Source organism: uncultured Moraxella sp., from assembly GCF_945873075.1.
In the GTDB taxonomy this organism is placed as follows: domain Bacteria; phylum Pseudomonadota; class Gammaproteobacteria; order Pseudomonadales; family Moraxellaceae; genus Moraxella.
Genome location: NZ_CAMCBS010000008.1, coordinates 20,180 through 41,748 on the forward strand (window position 1 = coordinate 20,180; position 21,569 = coordinate 41,748).

Sequence of the window (21,569 nt, forward strand, 5' to 3'; positions counted from 1 at the left end):
AAGGATGCATCAAAAATCAGGGTGTGTTATTGTCAAAATCGGCAAGCATCTCATCAATCTTGGCATCTTTGGCTTGCCAAATCGTATCAAGTGCGGTAAATAACTCGGCTTTGATGGCATCATTGCTGTTGTATTCGCCACGCTTGAGTGCATCAAACAACGCATCATCCAGCTTGATATGCTCAATGTTTACGCCCAATCGGGTCAATTTGCCCGACCATAAATCGCTATATTCAGGCGTGCCATCAGGATAGACGATGGTCATATCCAAGATACCGTCAATCTCTTCGCCTAGACTTGAGATAGCAAGCGCAAAACCGCCTGCTTTGGGCTTGAGCAGATGTCGATAAGGCGACTGCTGTTTTTGGTGCTTGGCAGGGGTAAAGCGTGTACCTTCAAGATAATTGAGTAGTACAAACGGCTTACCGGTCAATAGCTGACAGGCACGGCGAGCTTCTTCGATGTCACGACCAGCGAGCGCAGGATTTTTGGCAAGCGCTTCTTTTGAGTGGCGCTTCATCATCGGAAAGTCCAAAAAATAAAAGGTCTGACCGACAATCGGAATATAAATCAGCTCATGCTTGGCAAAAAAACGAGTAATCGGCAAGCGATTTTCGCTGATGTACTGAATGATACTCGTATCCACCCACGATTGATGGTTGCAGATGAGTAGGTATTTGCCGTTGGGGTTTAGGTCATCAGGCAGGGTGATGCGCCAATCTTTTTTTGGTAATACCTTATCAATCAATAAGTTATTGGTATTAATCCAATGATTGGCGATGCCGATGACAGTATCGTCGGCAAGCTTGGATTTGGTCAGTGTTTTTAAGATGCCTGCACTCATAACAGGCAAGCCAAAGGCAAGACTATTGGCAGCAATCGTGCCCGTGCTTGTGATGAGTGATAATTTTTGCGCAAGCTTGGGCGTGCTGTCGTGGAGCTTTTGAAATAGAGCAAAGGGCTTACGCTTGGGGGTTGTTTGGGTCATGATAAATTCCATTTGGCTAAACTTGACGGCATGAAACGATAACTTTGCTACTTTAACACATCACACATCGTACACATCACCAAATTCAGCGAGAATGTTACAGAATGTGTCAAAATGCCGACAAGTGTTCACAATTTATCTTATTTTATCAAAAAACCACCAAAAACGGCGAGAATTTACGATACAGACTGTAAATGGGGTGATTTTTGACAAATTTTGAAACAATATTGCCAAAAATAGCGTTACATTTGGCGTGCTACTGGTTAATTTTTGACCATATTGGGGTGGCTTGGGGGTAAAATTGAGTGATTTTTGCACAAAATGATGGCAAATTGCTTAATAAATTGGCAAATTTGTGCAATTTTTTCAAGCAACATTAATAGAAAATACACGTTTGGGCTACAGATGTCGTACAAATGAGAAAGTTTCTTAGTTCATAATACAAACCAAGCAAGTCATCAAGCGTTTTGATGGCGTTTATAAACATTCTCAACAAGGAGAAAACGATGAAAAGCATGAAAGTTCTAGGCGTATCGGTATTGGCGGCAAGCGTTGTATTGGCAGGCTGTGCATCAACTTCAGGCACAACAGGCACAACCACCACTGGCGCAGGCATCAATAAAGCAGTTATCGGTGCAGTCGCAGGTGCACTAGGTGGTGCTGCTATTTCAAAAGCAACTGGCGGCGAAAAAACTGGTCGTGACGCCGCTATCGGTGCGGTGATTGGTGGTGCAGCGGGTGCATATATGCAAAAGCAAGCTAAGCAAATCCAAACTCAAATGGCTGGCACTGGCGTTGAAGTGAAACAAGACCCAACTACAGGTAACATCAACCTTGTCATGCCAGGCAACATCACTTTTGCTTATGATGATGCAACGCTAAACCCATCATTCATGGGTAGCCTAAACCAATTGGCACAAACCATGAAGCAATATGACCAAACAACCATCGTTGTTGCTGGTCACACTGACTCAAACGGTTCTGATGCGTACAACATGAACCTATCAAAACAACGTGCACTATCGGTAGCTAACTACCTAGTCAGCCAAGGCGTATCAGCAAGCCGTATCCAAGCAGTTGGTTATGGTGAAGCACAACCTGTTGCATCAAATGCTACTGATGCAGGCCGTGCCCAAAACCGCCGTGTTGAGCTAACCATCAACACCCCACAAAATATGTAATCAACCCGTTTGATTGCAATTTTGCAAGACGAGTCATCAGCCGATGGCTCGTTTTTTGTTGGGTGAAATTGGTCTAAGCATGGTACAATCTGTGCAATTTTATAATCATTATCACAGGTCAAATCAGTGCTTAACTGGATAAATCAAAAAGACACAATGACAAGCTTGCACGATGACTTTGCTCAAGCGGGTATGCGTCTGATATTGACCAAAAAACGCATCAAAAACATCAACTTTCGGGTGAAATTGGGCGAGTTTTTGGTCAGCTATCCTGTGCATATCAGCGAGCATCGGCTGATTGCGATGATTCGTGCACGCTTTGATTGGGCGGTATCTGCACACCAAAAACTTATCCAAGCCAATGAGCAAAAGCCGACAGCGATGCATTATCTGTGGGGTGAGCCGTTTGATTTGGCAATGTGGCTAGCAAGCCATCAGCAGCAAATCCACGCACGCACATTTGGGCGACTGACGACGCTTGCACCCGATGACTGCAAAGCATGGATTGACCGCTATGAATTGGCGAACTATGTTGATGAAATTTTGGCAAAATGGCAAGCCAAAGTCGGTAAATCAGCAAGCCATATCAGCATCAAGCCGATGGTGAGTCGCTGGGGCAGCTGTAATGTACGCACCGCCAAAATTGCACTTTCTACGCATCTGGTCAGCTATCCTAAGGCTTGCACGGATTATGTATTGGTGCATGAGTTGTGCCATCTGATTCATGCCAATCACAGCCGTGAGTTTTGGGCGAGTGTCGAGACTGTCATGCCTGATTATCAGACATGGCATCGAATGCTCAAAGGACGAGTGTGATGGGGTTGTTATTAAATGGTATTTACTTAAGTGAGAATGCTTAAAACCGCGTGTCAGCATGCTATGAATGGCTGAAACCTTATTTTAGCCAAGAAGTAAGTAACGCTTGTGGTTTTTATAAATTAATCAATTTGTGCTATTTTGCTAGTATGAAAGATTGGTGAATGTTAATTATCAGCTTGGATTGTATAGAGAAGGTTTGGATAAGATTTATGTACCATCACCTCAAGAAAACCTTGCTGAGAAGAACAAGGCTTGGGCTGAAATCGCTAAATCAGATGACTTGGGCTTAAGTGATAGCTTTGGTCGTTAATGGTTGTTTGTAGAAAAAAACCCGCAAATTTGCGGGTTTTTTTTGGTCTTTAATAAAAAAGGAACATGTATATTTCTGCAAATATATTTGAGAATATAGCAGAAATTAACCACCAAATACCATATAGAATACCCCATATAATACCAATAATAATTGCAAAAACAAGCAATATAGGCCAGAATGGAGCTAATACCACCCAGTAAGGGCTTAAATTATGGTCTCTTAAAAACTCTGGTGTCATGTATATGACAACTGGATAGGCGACAATAAAGGCAATAAGGAGTGCAGTAGTGCCTTTAGTGCCACCACCTACATGAGATACTGAGTACTGCTGAGCCTTATTTAAACCTTCTTGATAACCGTGATTATATCCATTGTCGTATTTGTTTCGAAAACTCATAAAAAACTCTCCTTATAACTTGTAAATATAAAGAATATATTTACAGTAATATATGTTTATTATATATCTATTTTATTTATCAGTCAATTAACTAATGAAAAAAAACTTAAGTATACAATGTGCATAGCCAAATAAATAGGTAATTCTACAAATTTGGTTACTATGTACCCATGTTAAGATATTTGATTGTTCACGACTGGTTACTATGTATATTTGTTTCTTGTCTTAATTATTGCAATGCTGTAAAATAACAGAAACCTCTTTTAAAGCCTCTATTTTTCCTATAAGGATACCTAAAGGAAAAAGAGCCAGTCTTTCTTGAAAAAATTTATCATTAATGATATTGAAGACGTGGAGTAACATCATATCACCTATTATTATTTGGGATTGAAATTTGGGAAAGTTCTTATTAAAAGCTGTTAAATGGTATTTCATCATTGTTATCTGTGTGTTTGGTTGGAAAGCTTTTAAACAGTATTATATTTATGGCACGACAGAAGCAACAGTTGTTACTAAAAGTGGTGAGAAATACCTAGGTCGTATTACGCCACGACCAGGTTTGCCAGCTATGTATGTTCACGATGTAAATCTTGTAAGAAAGTGTATGAATTCCGTAGATCCACTAAACATTAGGGAATTTAGAAACTGCGGAAAGCACTACATCAAAATCGATAAAGATGATGTTGAGCAAATATTTGTGGACGAGGTTTTGACCAAAATGAATGAGAGGGAATTTTGGGAATTTAGTAGATAAATATCAATTTTATTTACCTTTAAAAGTCTCAAGTATTATTTGTGCTTAAAGCATATCCAAATTAATGACAAAAACCGTTCGTGCTGTGATAAGCGTTACGAACGGTTTTTTTATAAGCTTGTAAAAACAAGTTGTTAAACTTACATCACATAAATGCGTGTGGCACAAATAAGCTTGTGTCCTTAGTAATCAGTGTACTATCTTCACGCACGCCAATCCCTGCAGGGCTATGACCGATAATCCAGCTACCTATCACCGTATAGACGGCTTGGCCTTGATGATTGGTGAACTTCGGTAGTGGGCTAAGTGCTTGATAAACATAGCCTTCTTGACCATAGATGCCATCGGTTGCGATGTTCATGCCGTCTTGGTGCAGGCTGATGTTTGCCCCTTCACGAGAGAAAAACGGCTTTTTGACCATATTGCCTGCGATGGCAGATGGATTTAGGCTTGCGGGTAGCAGATTTGGATGATTTGGGAATAGCTCCCACAGCACAGCAAGCAAGGCTTTGTTGCTCATGAGTAGCTTGTAGGCAGGCTCGATAAACTGCGTGCCACTGTGCTCGATATGACCACCAAAGGCTTCGGAGAGTAGCCACTCCCACGGATACAGCTTGAACAGATGGCTGATGGCATGGTCTTGTAAGTCGGTAAATCGCCCATCATGTGCCCGATGACCAATCGCACCGATATCGATATAGTCAGTATTAAGCCCTGCTTGGATGGCGACATCTTGTAGATAGCGGGTGGTGGTGTAGTCTTCGACACTGGCAGAGACAGCGGTGAAATACAGCTTATCTTGCCCAATCGCAGGCTTCATCGCCCCAAATTCCACCAATAGCCGTTCGTGAATGCTATTAAACTGGTCAGCGCCACTTAGCTCACCGCCTTGTGCCTGTAGCCAATACCACTGGGCGACGCTAGCTTCAAACAGGGAAGTGGGCGTGTCGGCATTGTACTCGTATAGCTTGGGCGCGTTTGTCCCATCAAAGCACAAATCAAAGCGACCATACAGGCTCGGCTCACGATTTTTGAAGCTGTGCTCAATCAGGCGTGCAGCAGTATCTGATAGCCCAAGCCGTGCATAGTCGCCTGTTTTGACGACATGGGCGACGGCTTGTAGGTACATCTGATGCAGTGTCTCGGTGGCGGTTTCGATGGTATCAATTTGGCGTTCATCGAAGATATAGCAGGCATCTTCTTGCCAATAATTGCCATCGATGCTGTGATAATCAAAGCCAATGCGAGCCATTTCCCCTTGCCAGTCGGGGCGTGGGGCGACCTTGATGCGTCTCACGATGCAGCGCTCGTGCTACCGCCAGTTGCCCCAAAGCCTTGACGGGTCGTGCCTGTCTTATTATCCGCTGTGGCTTGTGCTAGCGATTGGCGGTTTTGGTTGGCGGTTTGTTGTTGGGTGTTTTGTACAGGTTGCTGCGTGGTGGTTGGCGTTTGGGCAGTTTGTGATGCGGCAGCTGTCTGTGCTTTGCCTGCGCCAGCGGCTTTACTTGCTAGATAACCTGCGGCAGCACCAGCAGCGGCAGCACCAAGCATCGTGCCGACACCGCTACCATTTTCGGCAGTGGCTTCGCCATTTTCGGCTTGTGAAACAGCTTGTTGTTCAGCCTGTGCCTGTGCTTCTAGCTCAGCAGCTTGTGCTTGTAGGGCGGCGGCTTGTTCTTGCAGGGCTTGTGCTTCAGCACTGGTGTATTGCTGGGTTTGCTCTTGCGGTGCAGGGGCAGCAGCTTGCGGTGCTTCAGCAGGTGAGCAGGCGGTTAGCCCAAGACCAGTTGCGCCTAGTAGTACTAGTGAGATTTGGCGAGATGCTTTTGAAGGTTTGGTTGTCTGTGTCATCAAAGTATCCAGTTTGGTGAATGAATTTACAACGATAATCCTATCATTATGCAGTCAAATCACCGATTTTACAAGGGATGGCAGGCGGATTGTTGATGAAAATTGCCAGAATCGCTTGCCAAATTTTGTATAGAGTAGGGCGAATTGTGCTATAATAGGTAGGCTTTGCCACTGATTTTGGCAAAGTGATGAGCGTAATTTTCAAAACTCTTTTCAACTATGCAACCTTTGAGCTAGGTAGAAAAATGCCAAAAAATAGCCAAGCCACCAATAGCACGAGCCAAGCCAGTTTTTTTGGGCGACTTTGGCAAGGATTTTTGACCACTGTCGGCACTGAGCGATTTTTTCAGATTTTTTCACCTTGGGTAAAATATCTTGCCGCCATCGCAGCGATTTTGCTTGGTGTCGGCACGGTGTGGGGCTTGGGCTTTGCGCCGCCTGATTATTTGCAGGGCAATAGCTATCGCATTATCTTTATCCATGTACCAGCAGCAAGCCTTGCGATGAGCATTTATTTTGCGATGAGTGTGCTTGGGGTGATTTTTTTGGTATGGAAAATCAAGACCGCCAACATCGTCGCCCAAGCCATTGCGCCGATTGGCTTTATCTTTTGTGTGCTAAGCCTGTTGACGGGGTCGATTTGGGCACGGCCGACTTGGGGCACTTATTGGGTGTGGGATGCGCGTCTGACATCGATGCTGATTTTGGCGTTTTTGTACGCAGGCGTGATGGCGCTGTTTGCGGCATTTGAGCATAGCAGTAATCGTGGCAAGGCGGCGGCGATTTTGTCCATCGTCGGTGCGGTGAATTTGCCCATCATCAAATATTCGGTCGAGTGGTGGAATACTTTGCATCAAGGGGCGACCTTTACCGTGACCAATGCACCCAAGATGAGTGCGTCAATGTGGGTGCCACTATTGATTATGATGCTTGGGATGTATTTTTTGGTGGCGGCATTGGCGATTTATCGCACCAATTCGCTGATTTTGACCCGTGAAGCCAACAAAGCGTGGGTGACTCGATTGGTTAATTCGGATAAATAGGGCGAGCGATGACACCGTATTTCAAGACTTTTGGTGATTTTTTGGCAATGGGCGGGCATGGCTTTTATGTGTGGCTGTGCTATGCGATTACTTTTTTGGCGGTCTTTGGGCTGATTATTTATGCCAAAAACGAACGCAAGCAGACATTGCAGCGACTTGGCAGACAGCACACACAGTCACGCCTAACCAACAAACAGCGTAAGCAATCTTAAATTATTTATAAAGAGCGACATCATGAATACAGTCAGACAAAAAAAGCTGATGTGGGTTATCGCAGTGCTACTCGGTGCTGTGGTGGCGGTGAGTTTGATTTTGTACGCCATTCGCAATCAGACGGATTATTATTTTGATCCGACTGCCATCGCCGCAGGGCAAGCGCCCGAAGCCAAGCGTATCCGTGCCGGTGGTATGGTCGTGGCAGGCAGTGTCAAGCGTGACCCGAATGATCAGCTCAATGTGCAGTTTGAAATCACCGACTTTAAGTCCACCGTGCCAGTCAGCTATCGTGGTGTATTGCCCGATCTGTTCGCCGAAAATTCAGGCGTCGTGGCAACGGGCGAACTACAAAACGGTACCTTTGTCGCCAGTGAAGTGCTTGCCAAGCACGACGAAAACTATATGCCACCTGAAGTCGCCAAGTCGCTCAAGACTGAGCACGCCGCTCGTGGCACGGATGTCAATAATGGACAGTTTGTCCCTGCGACATCGATGAGTGAGATCGATGAGCGTAATGCCAAAGAAGCTGAACAAAAGTAAATGGCTTAAAACCAATAAAAGCATATCGATGGATGCGCTTTTATTTTAAAGGAAGTTTATTATGGTGATATTGATGGCACTAATGGCGCTCATTGCTTTGGTGTTTTCAGGGTTTAGCATTAAGTTGTGCTATGAGCTAGTCAAAGCACAAAGATGGTTTGGTGCAGCACTCATGACGATTGTTAGTGTGTTGGGTTTGGGCGCTATGGCTTATTGTGCACTCGTCATTTGGGCGGTTTTTCATATCTCTGTTTAAAGTTCAATGACTTATGATAAATCGAATTAAGTTAAAAACAAACAACAGCACCAACACTTTTTTGGCGAATGATACTTGACTCATAAAGACTGCTCCAAAGCAAAATCCCCATCATCGCACGATGACAGGGATTTTTAGTTCGGTGAGATTACCAACCTTTGACCACAGCGCCTTTGAATTCTTCTTTAGCTTTGGCTTCTACTTCATCAGTTTGGTATGCTTTGACGAAGTTTTGGATAGCTTCAGAGTCTTTGTTGTCAGTACGAGCAACGATGATATTGACATATGGTGAGTCTTTGTCTTCAACAAATACACCATTTTCAGCAGCGGTTAGACCTGCTTGACCTGCATAGTTGTTGTTCACAACGGCTAGATCCACATCATCAATCGCACGAGCGGCAACTGAAGTATCGACTTCTTTGATCACTAGATTTTTTGGATTTTCAACGATATCTAGTGAAGTTGATAGTAGGTTGGTGTTATCTTTTAGCTTAATTAGACCTTGTTTTTCAAGCAAAATTAGCGCACGAGCTAGGTTTGATGGGTCGTTTGGCACAGCGATGATTGCACCATCTTTGAGCTCTTCCACTGATTTGATGGTCTTTGAGTAACCAGCCAGCGGATATACAAAAGTATTGCCCACGATCACAAGATTATCAAGCTTTTTCTCTTTGCTGTCAGTGTCAAGATATGGCTTGTGTTGCATGGCGTTAGCATCCAAATCACCTTTTGAGACAGCGGTGTTTGGCAGTGCGTAGTCGTTAAACTCAACCAATTGGACATCTAGGTTGTATTTTTCTTTCGCGATTTTACTTGCGACTTCAGCAACGGCTTGCTCAGGGCCTGCCATCACGCCAACCTTGATGGTTTGGGCAGCAGGGGCGTCGCCTGCAGGCGCAGCAGCTTGTTCTGTTTTTTTGTCTTGACCGCAGCCAGCTAGAGCGATGCCTGAAGCAAGGGCGCAGATACCAAAAAATTTACCAAAATTCATAATTCATCCTTAGAAATAAACACAAAAAATTGTTCAATATCGTCATACAACTGTCATATTAAATCACAAAACCCTTGATAGAACAAGCGTTTGGATATGACAATCTGAGCAAAAGCTTGTGAAAAAAGCGAATAATGCCAAAAGGTTTGAATACAGTATTCGCCGATGTCATAAAGTCATAACAATCAGCGGTGATCGACTTTGGCGGCAAGCACATCACCAGCCTTTTGGCAAATCATCACAATCGCCACGATGATGATGGTTGAGATCCATTTGACATAGACCATGTTGCGGTGCTCGCCATAGCTGATGGCAAGATTGCCAAGACCGCCACCGCCGACGACACCCGCCATCGCCGAATAGCCGATGAGCGACACCAAAGTGAGTGTGACGGCATTAATTAGAATTGGCAAGCTTTCGGGGAAATAATATTTGCTCACCACTTGCCAATGCGTTGCACCCATCGATTTGGCGGCTTCGGTCAGACCAGTTGGCACTTCAAGCAGGGCATTGGCGGTCAAGCGAGCAAAAAACGGAATCGCTGCCACGCTCAAAGGCACAATCGCTGCGGTCGTGCCAAGCGTCGTCCCCACCAAAAAACGAGTCACCGGCATCAAGATAATCAGCAAAATAATAAACGGCACAGAGCGACCGATATTGATAATGACATCAAGCACGCTAAAGGCAGTGCGATGCTCAAGAATGCGACCTTTGTCGGTCAAAAACGCCAAAAACCCCATCGGCAAACCAATGATGACGGCGATGGCGGTGGCAGCTAGCCCCATGTAGATGGTTTCCCAAGTGGATTGGGCGACCATTTCCCACATTTTTGGGTGCATTTCGCTCATAAAATCGGTGATGAATTTATCCCACATAGCCGAGTATCTCCACATTGACATGATGGTCGGTTAAATATGCAATCGCACGGTTTCGGCTGTCGCTACCGCCGATGACTTCAGCGATGGTAAAGCCAAACTTCACACCGCCTGCATAATCCATCTGCGAAGTCAAAATGCTAAACTCCACGCCAAATTGCTTGGTCGCCTGCGAAAACAGTGGCATATCTACCGAATTGCCCGTAAACTCAAATTTCACCAAAGGATGTGATTCTGCCGATGGTGATGATTGTAGTTTTGATAAATAATCATCAGGTAAGCCGATATGAAAAGTTGAGCGGATAAATTCTTTGGCAAGCTCGGTCTGCGGATTGGCAAAAATCTCGCTCACTGTGCCTTGTTCAATCAACACGCCTTGGTCGATGACGGCGACTTTATCGCAGATGCGTTTGACCACATCCATCTCGTGCGTGATGAGCAAGATGGTGATGCCAAGCTGTTGGTTGATTTGTTTTAATAGCTTAAGAATCGACTGCGTGGTCGCAGGGTCTAGTGCGGATGTGGCTTCATCACACAGTAGCACCTTTGGGTCGGATGCGAGCGCACGAGCGATAGCGACACGCTGTTTTTGACCGCCGGATAGATTGGCGGGGTAGGCATCTTTTTTGTCGGATAGCCCAACCAATTCAAGCAGTTCATTGACTTTGGTGGTGATGGCAGATTTTGGCGTACCTGATAATTCTAAGGGCAAAGCGATATTGTCAAATGCTGTGCGAGAATGTAGCAGATTAAAATGCTGAAAAATCATGCCGATGTTGCGTCGCTCGATGATGAGTGCTTGCTCGGATAATGCGGTGAGCTCGACACCATCAATGATGACACGACCTGTGGTGGGTCGCTCAAGCAGATTGACACAGCGGATGAGTGTGGATTTGCCTGCGCCTGATGAGCCGATGATGCCGTAGATTTCACCTTGATTGATGGTCAAATCGGTCGGCTGCACGGCGGTAAAGGTGCTGACTTTGCCGTCTTTTTCGATGGTGAATTGCTTGCTGATGCCGTGCAGTTCAATCATCGCTTTGGATGGGGCGTGAGTATTCATGATAAAGTTAAGTCAAATCGTCAAATTAACTGATTATTATATCATGAAAATACTCGGTGCTCATACTTATGTTTTGGCTTTGTCCTTGTCCTTATCTTTATCTTTATCGTCTGTACTCATCACAGGCTTGGGGCGCATGGGTAGCACCACCAAAAAGCGGGTATGACCTTGCCAAGTGTCGGTGCTGATTTTGCCTTGATGAGCTTCGACGATTTGTGAGACGAGTGATAAGCCAAGCCCTGAGCCTTTTTTCTCTTGTTTGAGACGGACAAAGGGGCTAAAAATATCTTCTCGCTTATCTTCGGGAATACCATTACCTTGGTCAATAAAGGCAAGCACAGCAAAGTTCGGCTGCGGTTTGGCTTTTTCTTTTTCTTTGGTGCGAGTCAGTCGCTTGAGAAAATCGCTGGTTTTTTTGGCGCTTTTAACATCAAGCGCATCTGTCGACTGAATCATATCAGCATCGCCATCATCGATGGTGCAGACGCTATCAAGTAGGCTCTGTGGAATGACGGCGGCATCTTTGGCATCTACTACGCCATACAGATACACTTCAATCGGTGGCACGCCGTGAATCATGGCGTTGTTGAGTAGATTACGCACCAGATGCGTGAGTAGCTTGGGCTGTGCAAGAAGGCTAATCGGCTCTGCCATGAGTGTCGCTTCAGGATAGTGCTGACATTCTTGGCGAGTCAGTTCATACAGATCGACCTGCTCGGCAGCTTGCAGGGCATGACCGGCATCTAGGCGTGAGACCAGTAGGATGCTTTCAACCAAATCATTTAGCCCTGTCAAATCACGATTCACCGCCGCTGCTCGTTTATCAAACTTAGCTTTGGTATCGTCATCCAGACGACTTGCAAGCATATCCATCATCTCAATCTGCAAGCGAATACGAGTAATCGGCGTGCGAAACTCATGCGATGCGTGCGCAAGCAGTAAGCTGTTGGCATTGATAAGCTGTTCGATTTTTTGTGCTGATTGGTTAAACCCGTGTGCTAGTACAGCAATTTCGTCATTGCCATGTTCGCTGACACGCACGCTAAAATCCCCTTCGCCAAGTCGGCTCATCTGACGGCTCATTTGGTTAATCCGCCAAGTCATACTGTGCGAAATCCACCACAGCACCGCCGACATGATGACAAGTAGCAGTAAAGTCCCCGAAAATAGGTTGAACCACGCCATCAACGGGCGTTCAGGTGGCTGTTTACGAGATTCGTACCATAGAGTGTAGCCAAGTGCGCTATCGACGGTGATGTGTGGCGGGGCAGGCGAGAAAATCTCACTAATCCACGGCTGTTCGGGCAATAGTCTGCTTGGCAGTTCGGTGTTTTCGGTTTGGAGAATCAGCTGACCTGCTGGGTCGTACAGACCGATTTTGGCGTTGAGACTTTCATCAAAAATATCAAAGCTTTTTTTGATGACGACCAGCGCAAAGCGAGCTTGCAGGCGGTTATTTTGGGCGTTTAGTTGTTCAGCTTCTGCCAAAAATGGCTCAATCTGCGTCATGATTTGGCTAGCAATCGCACGAGAGCGTGCCGAGTCTGAATTGTTGTGCGTAAATTGCGACAACAACACAAAGGCGATGGCAAAGCCCACCAATGCCAAAAAGACACTGATAAATAACCGTGCCGAAATCGAGCGAAAGCCAAATTTACCATGCGAAGCTGAATTCATAACAAACCATCAATTTGAAAAACAACGAAAACCATCAAACGATTGCTTGATGGTTTTTGGATAATTTTTGATCAATTACACTTGATCGGTGGCGAACTGATAGCCGACACCACGCACAGTGATGATGCGTTTTGGTTGGCGTGGATTGTCTTCGATCAGTGCACGCAGGCGAGAGATATGCACATCGATAGCACGATCGATATTCTCTGAGCTGTCGTCATTTGGCATCGCTTGCCATAGCTGTTCACGGTTAAGCACCTTGCCTGCATGGGTAGCAAAATAGTGCAATAGCTGGAACTGATGCGTCGTCAGGCGGACAGGTTTTTCGTCGATGGTGACTTCGTGGCTGTCAGGATAGACGGTCAAGCGACCAAAGGTTAAGCTACCTGAATTGGTGTCTGCTTGGTTCGGTGTCTCATGGCGGCGCAAGACGGCACGAATACGAGCCAACAGCTCTCGTGGCTCAAACGGCTTGGCGATATAGTCATCCGCACCCATCTCAAGACCCAGTACACGATCGGTGGTGTCGCCTTTTGCGGTCAGCATCACGATTGGCACTTTGTTGATCATGGCGTTTTTGGATGAACGCACTTTTTGGCAAACTTGCATACCGTCCATATCAGGTAGCATCAAATCAAGCACAATCAAGCTGATATCACGCTCTTTGGCTTCTAGGATATCAAGACCGCCTTGACCGGTCGGTGCGTGATGCACTTCATAATAATTCATGGATAGATAGTCGCTGATCAGCTCGGCTAGATCTGGATCGTCTTCGATGAGTAGAATTTGTTTATTATTAACCATGTGGGTTCCTTTTATAAAGATTTGATTATAGAAATTTGGTGACAATATTTTTGATATATCTTGCCAAGATTTCAAGCGATTGGCAAGCGATAATTTGTAGTTATTTTTAAATAGTTTGGCTAAAAACTCACAACGCACTTATCTTGGCAAAGTGTCAGTAACAATTTTGTGCCAGCTGATAGCATGGAGAAATATTATTTTGATCACATCAAAAATACCGCCAAACTGCAAATTTGTCATCAAACTGATAACCTATCATCATGTCTATCTGTAGATAAGATACAAAACGCTACATTCTTGGCAAACTGTATCAAGGATGATTTGGTATAATTTGTCTAAGTTTTAATCTCTTTTTTTGATACTTTTTATTATTGGTAAGAGTTTGGATGTGTCGATGGCGTGCCATAGGCGTATCTGATGGAGTATTTATGAATCATATCACACATGCCGTTGTTCAAAAATACAGCGTGTCGGCACGCATTTTCCACTGGATTGGCGCGCTGTTGATTGTGGCTGCTTGGGTACTGATTGAGCAGGGCGATGATTATCTAAGCCTACATAAGGCAGTTGGGGTGAGTTTTTTGATTTGGACGGTGCTACGCATCCTAAACCGCTTGGTGAGTAAAGCGCCGCCCCCTGTGCCAATGTCAAAACTACAAACCGGCATTGCGCATTTGGTACATTTTGGACTGTATGTGGCGATGCTGGGTATGCCTTTGACAGGTCTGCTGGCATCTTTGTATGATGGCGTGAGCGTCAGTGTGTTCGGACTATTTCAGATTCCTGCTTTTGCCACGACCAATTATGACTTGGCTGAGCAGCTGATGGGCGTACATCAAGATTTGATGTGGCCGCTACTGCTTGGCTTGGTGGGTGCGCATATTTTGGGTGCGCTACATCATCAATTTATCCTAAAAGATAATCTCATCGCTCGTATGCGCTAGGCGCTGATGACGATAAAAGCAAGCTTTCATGGCTTGCTTTTTTTGTGGGGTTGGTTTGACTATCCGTCACGCCACTGTCTTTGAGTGGCGACAGCATCCATGCCAATAATGGAGCGATTTGGACGGTTTTTTGCACGCTCAATCAAAGGATTTTTTGGGGCGAAGTGCTGAGCAATCAGTTCATTGATACTGATGCCTTGTGCTTTGGCGGTATCAATGATAAGTTGTTCGACCTGTGGCGGTAAGTCTAGTGTTAGCATAATATTTCCCTGAGCTTATTCAATCATATCTTAGCAAATTGATGGCTGTTGCACAATCAAGCTTTGTATGTGAATTAGAAAATCATTCACGGAAATGCTTTGTACGAAATATCTTACAACAATTGACGCATTTTGCGTATTTTCATTATGCATAAAATCACGCATAATACGCACATAGCAACGGAGAACCCTGATGGAGCAGGGCAAGGATGAAATGCTATTCAAGGAAGGTTGGTAAGGATACGGATTTTACGGTGGTAAAATCAAGGAAAACAACGGGCGGTGTCTGATGGCATCGCCCGTTGTTTTTTTGTGTATTGGTTTATCAGCCAAAAAAAATAAACCGTTCATCTTAATGATAAACGGTTTGTAGGTTTTTTTGAGCCAAATATCAATGCGCCTGATCCCAGTTATCACCGATACCGACTTCGACGACGAGTGGTACGGCAAAGTCCACCTGCCAGCCACGAGCTTTGGCAAAGTCATCCAGTACCGATTGCATGGCGTCTTTAATGATGATGGCGATGTCATCGGCTTTATCTGCATCGACTTCAAACACCAGCTCATCATGCACTTGTAGCAGTAGCTTGGCATGGTCTTTTGGCAGCACTTGATCGACAGCAATCATCGCAAGCTTGATAATCTCGGCAGCTGAGCCTTGTAGCGGTGCGTTGATGGCGGCACGCTCGGCGGCTTCTTTGATCATGCGATTGCTACTATTAATATCAGGCGAATACAGCTTACGCCCAAGTAGGGTCTGCACATAGCCGTGCAGCTTGGCATGGGTTTTGGTATTTTCCATATAGTCATGGATGGCAGGGTAGCGAGCAAAATAGCGTTTGATATAATCCTGCGCCACCGCACGATCGGCGCCAAGCTGTTTGGCGAGACCAAAAGCACTCATGCCGTATAATAGCCCAAAATTCACCGCCTTGGCAGCTCGGCGCTCATTCGATGTCACCGCATCAAGTGGCTTATTCATGATCTCACTGGCGGTGGCGGTGTGAATGTCTAAGCCACGATGAAATGCATCAATCAGTCGTTCATCCCCGCTAAAATGCGCCATCAAGCGCAGCTCAATCTGTGAGTAGTCCGCTGCCATGATGACACGACCTGTTGGCGCGATGAACGCTTCACGAATCAGACGCCCTGTATCGGTGCGAATCGGGATATTTTGTAAGTTTGGGTCAGATGACGACAGGCGACCTGTGGTGGTCAGCGCCTGATGGTAGCTTGTGTGCACTCGGTTGTCCTTATCGGCAGCACGAGCGAGCGCATCGGTGTAGGTGCTTTTTAGCTTAGATAAACTGCGATGCTCAAGCACGACATCGACGAGCGGATGATCGATTTTGGCAAGTACGGCTTCGGATGTCGAGTATTGGCCGGTTTTGGTTTTTTTGCCGCCTGATATGCCAAGCTTATCAAACAAAATCTCGCCAAGTTGTTTTGGGCTTGCTAGATTAAACTTTTCACCGGCAAGCTGTTCGGCTCGCTGTTCTAACCCCAAAATCTCGGTATCAAAGCGGTGCGACAGCGTACCAAGAAACTCGGTTGCAATCAAAATCCCGTCATGCTCCATCTGTGCCAAAATCTGCGCTGTTGGGATTTCAAGCTCATGCAATAGGCGGTGCGCTGTGCTATCTTTGGATAGATATTGTGAAAATATACTAAATAGTCTAAATGTAATATCAGCATCTTCGCAAGCATAGTGGGCAGCGGTGTCGATGTCGATTCTATCAAAGGTGAGCTGTTTCGCACCTTTGCCTGCAATATCTTCAAAAGTAGTCGTCGTCACGCCCAGATAGTGCTTGGCGATGTCATCCATATTGTGCCGTGTGGCGACATTGTGGATGACATAACTTGCTAACATGGTATCAAACCAACCTGCCCACTGTCGCCCCATTGTTGCGTTAGGCTCGCTCACAGTACTGGTTGTACAGCTTCGCTCACCTGCCTTGCACTCGGACGACATTGGATTGGTTGGTGTTTTGAGCGTGTGAATGATGTCGATACCATAATTGGCAAAAATATGTGCATCATATTTGATGTGCTGACCGATTTTGCCGATGGCAGGGTTTTCTAGTAGTGGTTTGAATTTGGCAAGGACGGTATCTCTTGGCAGTTGTCCATCAAGCAATACGCCTAAATCATCGACATGACCGACAGGGATATAATAAGCGTCAAAGTTCTGATAGGCGATGCTGATACCGACCAATTCAGCCTGTTGCCAGTTGATACTTGTGGTCTCAGTATCGATGGCAAAATACGGCACAGTATGAAGTTTAGCTAATAATTTATCAAGCTCATCCATCGTGCTGATGGTCTGATAGGTGGTAGGCTGTGATGGTAGGCTAGGCACGCTAAGCGTATCAGTAGCTTCATTTAGTATGCCAAGCTCCCCAAAGGCTTGTGCAAACTGCGCTTCAAGCTCGGCATCCATCGTGGTATCACTATCGGTGCTGTCATCATCGGCATGAAAGGCAGTTTCAAGCTTGGCAAGCTTATCGCTGATGGCGCTAATCTCGGTGCGAAACTCAAGCTCGCTAAATAAGCGGTGCAATTCGTGCAGGCGTGGCAAATCATCACGGTTATCAAGCTTGATATCATCAAAATCAAACGGCAAGCGTAGATTGGTCACGATGGTCGCAAGCGTGCGATTGAGCGGAATCTCATCACGGTGTTCGGTTAGATTTTTGCCCACGACGCCTTTGATGTCATCGAGATTTGCCAAGATGCCATCGATGTCTTGGTATTCGGTGAGTAGCTTGGCGGCGGTTTTGGCACCGATTTTTGGGATGCCTGCGATGCCATCGGACGCATCACCCATCAGTGTCAGATAGTCGGCGATTTGGGTGGCGGTGACGCCAAATTTTTCGATGACTTGAGCAGGGTCGGTCAGCTTACCAGTAAAGCTGTCTTCGAGCGTCACGCAGTCATTGACCAGCTGTGCCATGTCCTTATCGCCGGTTGAGATGATGACAGGGTGGCCTGCTTGACAAGCTTGATACGCAAGCGTGCCAATGATGTCATCTGCTTCAAAGCCATCAAGCTTAATCAAGGGAATGCCAAGCAGTTCAATCATGCGATGAATATAAGGAATCTGCACCCGCAAATCATCATCCATCGGTGGGCGATGCGCCTTGTAGCTGTCCGATAATTCATGGCGAAAGGTCGGCGCTTTGGTGTCAAATGCCACCGCCATATACGCAGGCTTGTAGCGGCGCATGAGCTTGTTTAGGGCGTTTAGCACGCCACGAATGGCATTGGTTGGCAGACCGTCTTTGTTGGATAAAGGCGGTAGTCCAAAAAAACAGCGAAACAGATAATATGAGCCATCGACCAGCACCACAGGCGCGCGCGTGCTATCGATGTGGCTGGTGTCAAATTTGGCAAGGTTTGGGATGTTGGTATAGTCGGTCAAATCAGTCATGGGTGTACTTAAAGCTTAGGTAAGTCAAACCTTATTGTAGCACAGTTGATAAAAAAAGCACGATTTCATGAATCGTGCTTTGATTGGGAAGTGATGATCATTGGAATTGGCTAAGATAAGCGGTACGCTCTGTTAAGTGCTCGACTTCACAATTTAGGCGAATCAGTTCTTTTTCATCGCCTGTAGTGCCAGTCTCATTGGCTAGTGCACGGCAGGTTGATTCGCGTTCGGTATTAGATGCTCTTTGCTCTTCACGAAGATTATCTTTGGTTTCTGAGCTCAAAGATTTCCAAGTGGCATTGAGATCAGCGTGTCCTTGATCAAAAGCGGCTTTGGCTTGGGCGAGCTCACCGCTAAGATCAGCGGTTTCAAATTCGGTTTCTGGTTCGCTGTGTTCAACTTCACTGACGGCAGGGGCGGTGCTGTCGGATTGATTGGTTGATGTAGCATTGCTCGCATCAGCACTCACAGTCTCCGCAAATGATCCACCATTATTTGTTGATGGATTTAAAAGTGACAAAATTACCAAAGCAGAAATGCCTTCGCTGATTTCTTTATTTTCAATTTTTGCAAAAATTTGTTTGCCATCGTCACTTGGTTGCAAATCATATAAAATTTGCACTTTATAAGCATTGGCGGCGTCTGATGAGAGTTCATAATTTGCTTTTTCCATCAAAGACTCAAGATCGCTTGCGCCAAGAAATTCATAATCTTCAATCTTGGTATTAATGGTTTTTAGCATCTCGCTTGGGATGGTGACTTCAAGGTTGCCTTCGCAGTAAACCTTTGTGCTGTTTGGATCTTCTTTTGAAATGCGAATATCTTTAATGTCCAAGCCAAGAGAATTGAGCGATGCACGGATTGCTGATAGGTTTGGCGTATCCCCAAATAAGACTTCAAGAGCGGCAGCATCTTTTTTAAATCCTTTTTCGATGCTTTCAGCAATGGATGTTTTGACAAGTTCGATACCTTGTTTATCAGAGCAAGAAAGTTTTTTATCACCAAAGCATCCTGCTAGAAGTAAGCTTGAACTTAGAGCGGTTACAATAGATAGTGATTTAATAGAGAGTTTCATGATGCACCATTACAATGAAAATTTACCTAATTGTATCAAAATTCTAACCTTTTGTATAATTAAATTATCCAGTCTAAAAACTTCTATCCGCTCGAATCCATTCAGGATAACAGACGGCAAGCTTGGTGCAGATGGCTTTGGCAAGGATTTGGATGATAAAAGCAAAGATAATCATCACGCCGATGTAGATGGCGACTTCAGACCAACTTTTGTTATCCAGTCCTGCGCGCTGACTGGCAGAGAATACGAGCACAAAGCCAAGCACCATCATGGCGTATTTGAGCCACAGTTTGCGCTGATAGACATTAAGCGCAACCAAAATCAAACCAAGTAGTGCATAAATCACGGTAAGAGCCATAAAAGTCTCATTGTATCAAGCGGGTATTAGCCATCATTATAGCAGTCAATACCGTCATTTCATACTCAAAAATTTCTTGAATTGTGCTATAATTTGCCATCATTTTTCTTATAAATTTGCCAAACTGACCGAATACGATTATGACCACTCAACTCTCCGAAATTAAGCGCCGTCGCACCTTTGCCATCATCTCGCACCCTGACGCAGGTAAAACCACCATGACCGAAAAGCTCCTGCTATGGGGGCAGGTCATCCAAAAAGCAGGCGAAGTCAAATCCCGCAAAACCGACAAACACGCCACATCCGACTGGATGAGCATGGAGCAAGAGCGTGGGATTTCTATCACCACATCTGTCATGCAGTTTCCTTATGGCGATAATATGGTAAACCTACTTGACACCCCTGGTCACGCTGACTTCTCTGAAGATACTTACCGCACACTGACCGCTGTGGATAGTGCCTTGATGGTGATTGATGGCGCAAAGGGCGTCGAAGAGCGTACCATTAAGCTGATGGATGTCTGTCGTATGCGTGATACGCCGATTATTTCATTTGTCAATAAGCTTGACCGTGAAATCCGTGACCCTTTATCACTGCTGGATGAAATTGAAAGCGTGCTAAAAATCAAATGCGTGCCCTTTACTTTTCCGATTGGCATGGGGCAGGATTTTGTTGGCGTGTATCATTTGGGCGAAGATAAAACCTACTTTTATAAAAAAGGCTTTGGCACACAAATCACCGACATTGAAGTGCGTGATGGCTATGATCATGACGACATCAAAGAGCGACTGGGTGAGTTGATGTGGAATGAGTTCCTAGAAGGCTTGGAGCTTGCACAGATGGCACATGAAGACTGGGATGAAAGCGAGTTTTTGGCAGGTAAACAAACGCCTGTGCTGTTTGGTACGGCTTTGGGCAATTTTGGGGTGAATATGATTTTGGATGTACTCACCCAATACGCCCCACCGCCAAAAGACCATGAGACGCTTGAGCGTACGGTCAAAGCAGACGAGCCAGAGTTTACAGGCTTTGTGTTTAAAATCCAAGCCAATATGGACCCCAAGCACCGAGACCGTGTCGCCTTTATGCGAATTTGCTCGGGGCGATATGAGCGTGGCATGAAGATGAACCATGTGCGTATCGGCAAAGAAGTGCGTGTGTCGGACGCTTTGATGTTCCTAGCGGGCGACCGTGAGACGCTGGACGAAGCTTATGCCGGTGATATCATTGGCTTGCACAATCATGGCACGATTCAGATTGGCGATAGTTTCACGAGTGGCGAAAATTTGAACTTCACAGGTATTCCGCACTTTGCCCCCGAGCTGTTTCGCCGTGTGGTGCTAAAAGACCCACTTAAATCTAAGCAGCTACAAAAAGGACTACAACAACTCTCCGAAGAAGGCGCAACCCAAGTGTTTATGCCACAAATCAATAATGATTTGATTCTAGGGGCGGTGGGTGTCTTGCAGTTTGAAGTGGTGGCACATCGCCTAGCCGAAGAATATAAAGTGCAATGCACCTTTGAGCCTGTGTCTATCGCCACCGTACGCTGGGTGCATTGTGATGATAAAGTGGCGTTTGAGAAATTTAAGAAAAAAGCCCACGACCAGCTATCTGTCGATGGCGGTGGCTATCTGACCTATCTTGCCCCAAGCCGAGTGAATTTGCAACTGATGCAAGAGCGTTATCCTGAAGTGGAGTTTCGTGCGACTCGGGAGCATTGATGGTTTGATT

22 protein-coding genes are annotated in these 21,569 nt (G+C 45.5%); 9 read left to right on the top strand and 13 right to left on the bottom strand.

Annotation, left to right across the window (positions count from 1 at the left end; genetic code table 11):
• Nucleotides 1–16: 16 nt before the first annotated feature.
• The gene (locus tag Q0N89_RS04055; RefSeq protein WP_294033638.1) at nucleotides 17–988 is read right to left on the bottom strand and encodes an acyltransferase; all 972 of its coding nucleotides are present in this window, start codon (nucleotides 986–988) and stop codon (nucleotides 17–19) included.
• Between the two features lie 506 nt (nucleotides 989–1,494).
• On the opposite strand from Q0N89_RS04055, the gene Q0N89_RS04060 reads away from it, so the two are divergent.
• The 3 genes from Q0N89_RS04060 to Q0N89_RS04070 all read left to right on the top strand — a co-directional run bounded on the left by Q0N89_RS04060 (nucleotide 1,495) and on the right by Q0N89_RS04070 (nucleotide 3,298).
• Nucleotides 1,495–2,169, top strand: coding sequence for an OmpA family protein (locus Q0N89_RS04060; RefSeq protein ID WP_294033640.1), 675 nt, complete (start codon nucleotides 1,495–1,497; stop codon nucleotides 2,167–2,169).
• 156 nt (nucleotides 2,170–2,325) lie between these two features.
• Nucleotides 2,326–2,985: a M48 family metallopeptidase gene (locus Q0N89_RS04065; RefSeq protein ID WP_294033642.1), complete on the top strand. Its 660-nt coding sequence runs from the start codon at nucleotides 2,326–2,328 to the stop codon at nucleotides 2,983–2,985.
• Between the two features lie 160 nt (nucleotides 2,986–3,145).
• On the top strand, nucleotides 3,146–3,298 hold the full coding sequence (locus tag Q0N89_RS04070) for a hypothetical protein (protein WP_294033644.1): 153 nt from the start codon (nucleotides 3,146–3,148) through the stop codon (nucleotides 3,296–3,298).
• A gap of 49 nt (nucleotides 3,299–3,347) precedes the next feature.
• Here the strand turns inward: Q0N89_RS04070 and Q0N89_RS04075 are convergent, their stop codons facing one another.
• Nucleotides 3,348–3,698, bottom strand: coding sequence for a hypothetical protein (locus Q0N89_RS04075; RefSeq protein WP_294033646.1), 351 nt, complete (start codon nucleotides 3,696–3,698; stop codon nucleotides 3,348–3,350).
• 394 nt (nucleotides 3,699–4,092) lie between these two features.
• Between Q0N89_RS04075 and Q0N89_RS04080 the strand changes: the two genes are divergently transcribed.
• Nucleotides 4,093–4,452 carry a hypothetical protein gene (locus Q0N89_RS04080; RefSeq protein WP_294033648.1) on the top strand — a complete coding sequence of 120 codons (360 nt, stop codon included), beginning with the start codon at nucleotides 4,093–4,095 and terminating at the stop codon, nucleotides 4,450–4,452.
• A 145-nt stretch (nucleotides 4,453–4,597) separates the two neighbouring features.
• Here the strand turns inward: Q0N89_RS04080 and Q0N89_RS04085 are convergent, their stop codons facing one another.
• Both Q0N89_RS04085 and Q0N89_RS04090 read right to left on the bottom strand, forming a co-directional pair.
• Entirely contained in the window at nucleotides 4,598–5,749 is a 1,152-nt protein-coding gene (locus Q0N89_RS04085; RefSeq protein WP_294033651.1) for a glutathionylspermidine synthase family protein, read from the bottom strand.
• A complete protein-coding gene (locus Q0N89_RS04090; RefSeq protein WP_294033653.1) occupies nucleotides 5,746–6,303 on the bottom strand; it encodes a hypothetical protein in 558 nt (185 codons plus the stop codon). The genes Q0N89_RS04085 and Q0N89_RS04090 overlap by 4 nt, the downstream gene beginning before the upstream one ends.
• A 245-nt stretch (nucleotides 6,304–6,548) precedes the next feature.
• Here Q0N89_RS04090 and Q0N89_RS04095 point away from each other — a divergent pair, with 245 nt between their 5' ends.
• The 3 genes from Q0N89_RS04095 to ccmE are packed head-to-tail and all read left to right on the top strand — an operon-like array spanning nucleotide 6,549 to nucleotide 8,102.
• Nucleotides 6,549–7,346, top strand: coding sequence for a heme ABC transporter permease (locus Q0N89_RS04095; protein ID WP_294033655.1), 798 nt, complete (start codon nucleotides 6,549–6,551; stop codon nucleotides 7,344–7,346).
• Nucleotides 7,347–7,354: 8 nt separating this feature from the next.
• Complete coding sequence (ccmD, locus tag Q0N89_RS04100) at nucleotides 7,355–7,558, top strand: heme exporter protein CcmD (protein WP_294033657.1); 204 nt, start codon at nucleotides 7,355–7,357, stop codon at nucleotides 7,556–7,558.
• 22 nt (nucleotides 7,559–7,580) lie between these two features.
• A complete protein-coding gene (gene ccmE / locus Q0N89_RS04105) occupies nucleotides 7,581–8,102 on the top strand; it encodes a cytochrome c maturation protein CcmE (protein WP_294033659.1) in 522 nt (173 codons plus the stop codon).
• A 404-nt stretch (nucleotides 8,103–8,506) separates the two neighbouring features.
• Here the strand turns inward: ccmE and Q0N89_RS04110 are convergent, their stop codons facing one another.
• The 5 genes from Q0N89_RS04110 to Q0N89_RS04130 form a co-directional block, all read right to left on the bottom strand.
• Complete coding sequence (locus Q0N89_RS04110) at nucleotides 8,507–9,349, bottom strand: MetQ/NlpA family lipoprotein (RefSeq protein WP_294033661.1); 843 nt, start codon at nucleotides 9,347–9,349, stop codon at nucleotides 8,507–8,509.
• A gap of 185 nt (nucleotides 9,350–9,534) precedes the next feature.
• The gene (locus Q0N89_RS04115) at nucleotides 9,535–10,224 is read right to left on the bottom strand and encodes a methionine ABC transporter permease (RefSeq protein ID WP_294033768.1); all 690 of its coding nucleotides are present in this window, start codon (nucleotides 10,222–10,224) and stop codon (nucleotides 9,535–9,537) included.
• Nucleotides 10,214–11,287: a methionine ABC transporter ATP-binding protein MetN gene (metN, locus tag Q0N89_RS04120; RefSeq protein WP_294033664.1), complete on the bottom strand. Its 1,074-nt coding sequence runs from the start codon at nucleotides 11,285–11,287 to the stop codon at nucleotides 10,214–10,216. Before metN ends, Q0N89_RS04115 begins: the two co-directional genes overlap by 11 nt.
• A 66-nt stretch (nucleotides 11,288–11,353) precedes the next feature.
• A complete protein-coding gene (locus Q0N89_RS04125) occupies nucleotides 11,354–12,964 on the bottom strand; it encodes a sensor histidine kinase (RefSeq protein ID WP_294033666.1) in 1,611 nt (536 codons plus the stop codon).
• Between the two features lie 75 nt (nucleotides 12,965–13,039).
• Nucleotides 13,040–13,768, bottom strand: coding sequence for a response regulator transcription factor (locus Q0N89_RS04130; protein ID WP_294033668.1), 729 nt, complete (start codon nucleotides 13,766–13,768; stop codon nucleotides 13,040–13,042).
• A gap of 428 nt (nucleotides 13,769–14,196) precedes the next feature.
• Here Q0N89_RS04130 and Q0N89_RS04135 point away from each other — a divergent pair, with 428 nt between their 5' ends.
• Nucleotides 14,197–14,712, top strand: a complete 516-nt coding sequence (locus Q0N89_RS04135; RefSeq protein ID WP_294033670.1) for a cytochrome b — start codon at nucleotides 14,197–14,199, stop codon at nucleotides 14,710–14,712.
• A 59-nt stretch (nucleotides 14,713–14,771) separates the two neighbouring features.
• Here the strand turns inward: Q0N89_RS04135 and Q0N89_RS04140 are convergent, their stop codons facing one another.
• From Q0N89_RS04140 to Q0N89_RS04155, 4 genes are all read right to left on the bottom strand, one after another.
• Complete coding sequence (locus tag Q0N89_RS04140) at nucleotides 14,772–14,972, bottom strand: hypothetical protein (protein WP_294033672.1); 201 nt, start codon at nucleotides 14,970–14,972, stop codon at nucleotides 14,772–14,774.
• Between the two features lie 391 nt (nucleotides 14,973–15,363).
• Nucleotides 15,364–18,402, bottom strand: a complete 3,039-nt coding sequence (polA, locus tag Q0N89_RS04145) for a DNA polymerase I (protein ID WP_294033674.1) — start codon at nucleotides 18,400–18,402, stop codon at nucleotides 15,364–15,366.
• A 97-nt stretch (nucleotides 18,403–18,499) separates the two neighbouring features.
• Nucleotides 18,500–19,477 carry a lysozyme inhibitor LprI family protein gene (locus Q0N89_RS04150; protein ID WP_294033676.1) on the bottom strand — a complete coding sequence of 326 codons (978 nt, stop codon included), beginning with the start codon at nucleotides 19,475–19,477 and terminating at the stop codon, nucleotides 18,500–18,502.
• A 73-nt stretch (nucleotides 19,478–19,550) separates the two neighbouring features.
• Nucleotides 19,551–19,835, bottom strand: coding sequence for a hypothetical protein (locus tag Q0N89_RS04155; protein ID WP_294033678.1), 285 nt, complete (start codon nucleotides 19,833–19,835; stop codon nucleotides 19,551–19,553).
• Between the two features lie 140 nt (nucleotides 19,836–19,975).
• Between Q0N89_RS04155 and Q0N89_RS04160 the strand changes: the two genes are divergently transcribed.
• Complete coding sequence (locus Q0N89_RS04160) at nucleotides 19,976–21,559, top strand: peptide chain release factor 3 (protein ID WP_294033680.1); 1,584 nt, start codon at nucleotides 19,976–19,978, stop codon at nucleotides 21,557–21,559.
• Nucleotides 21,560–21,569: the final 10 nt, after the last annotated feature.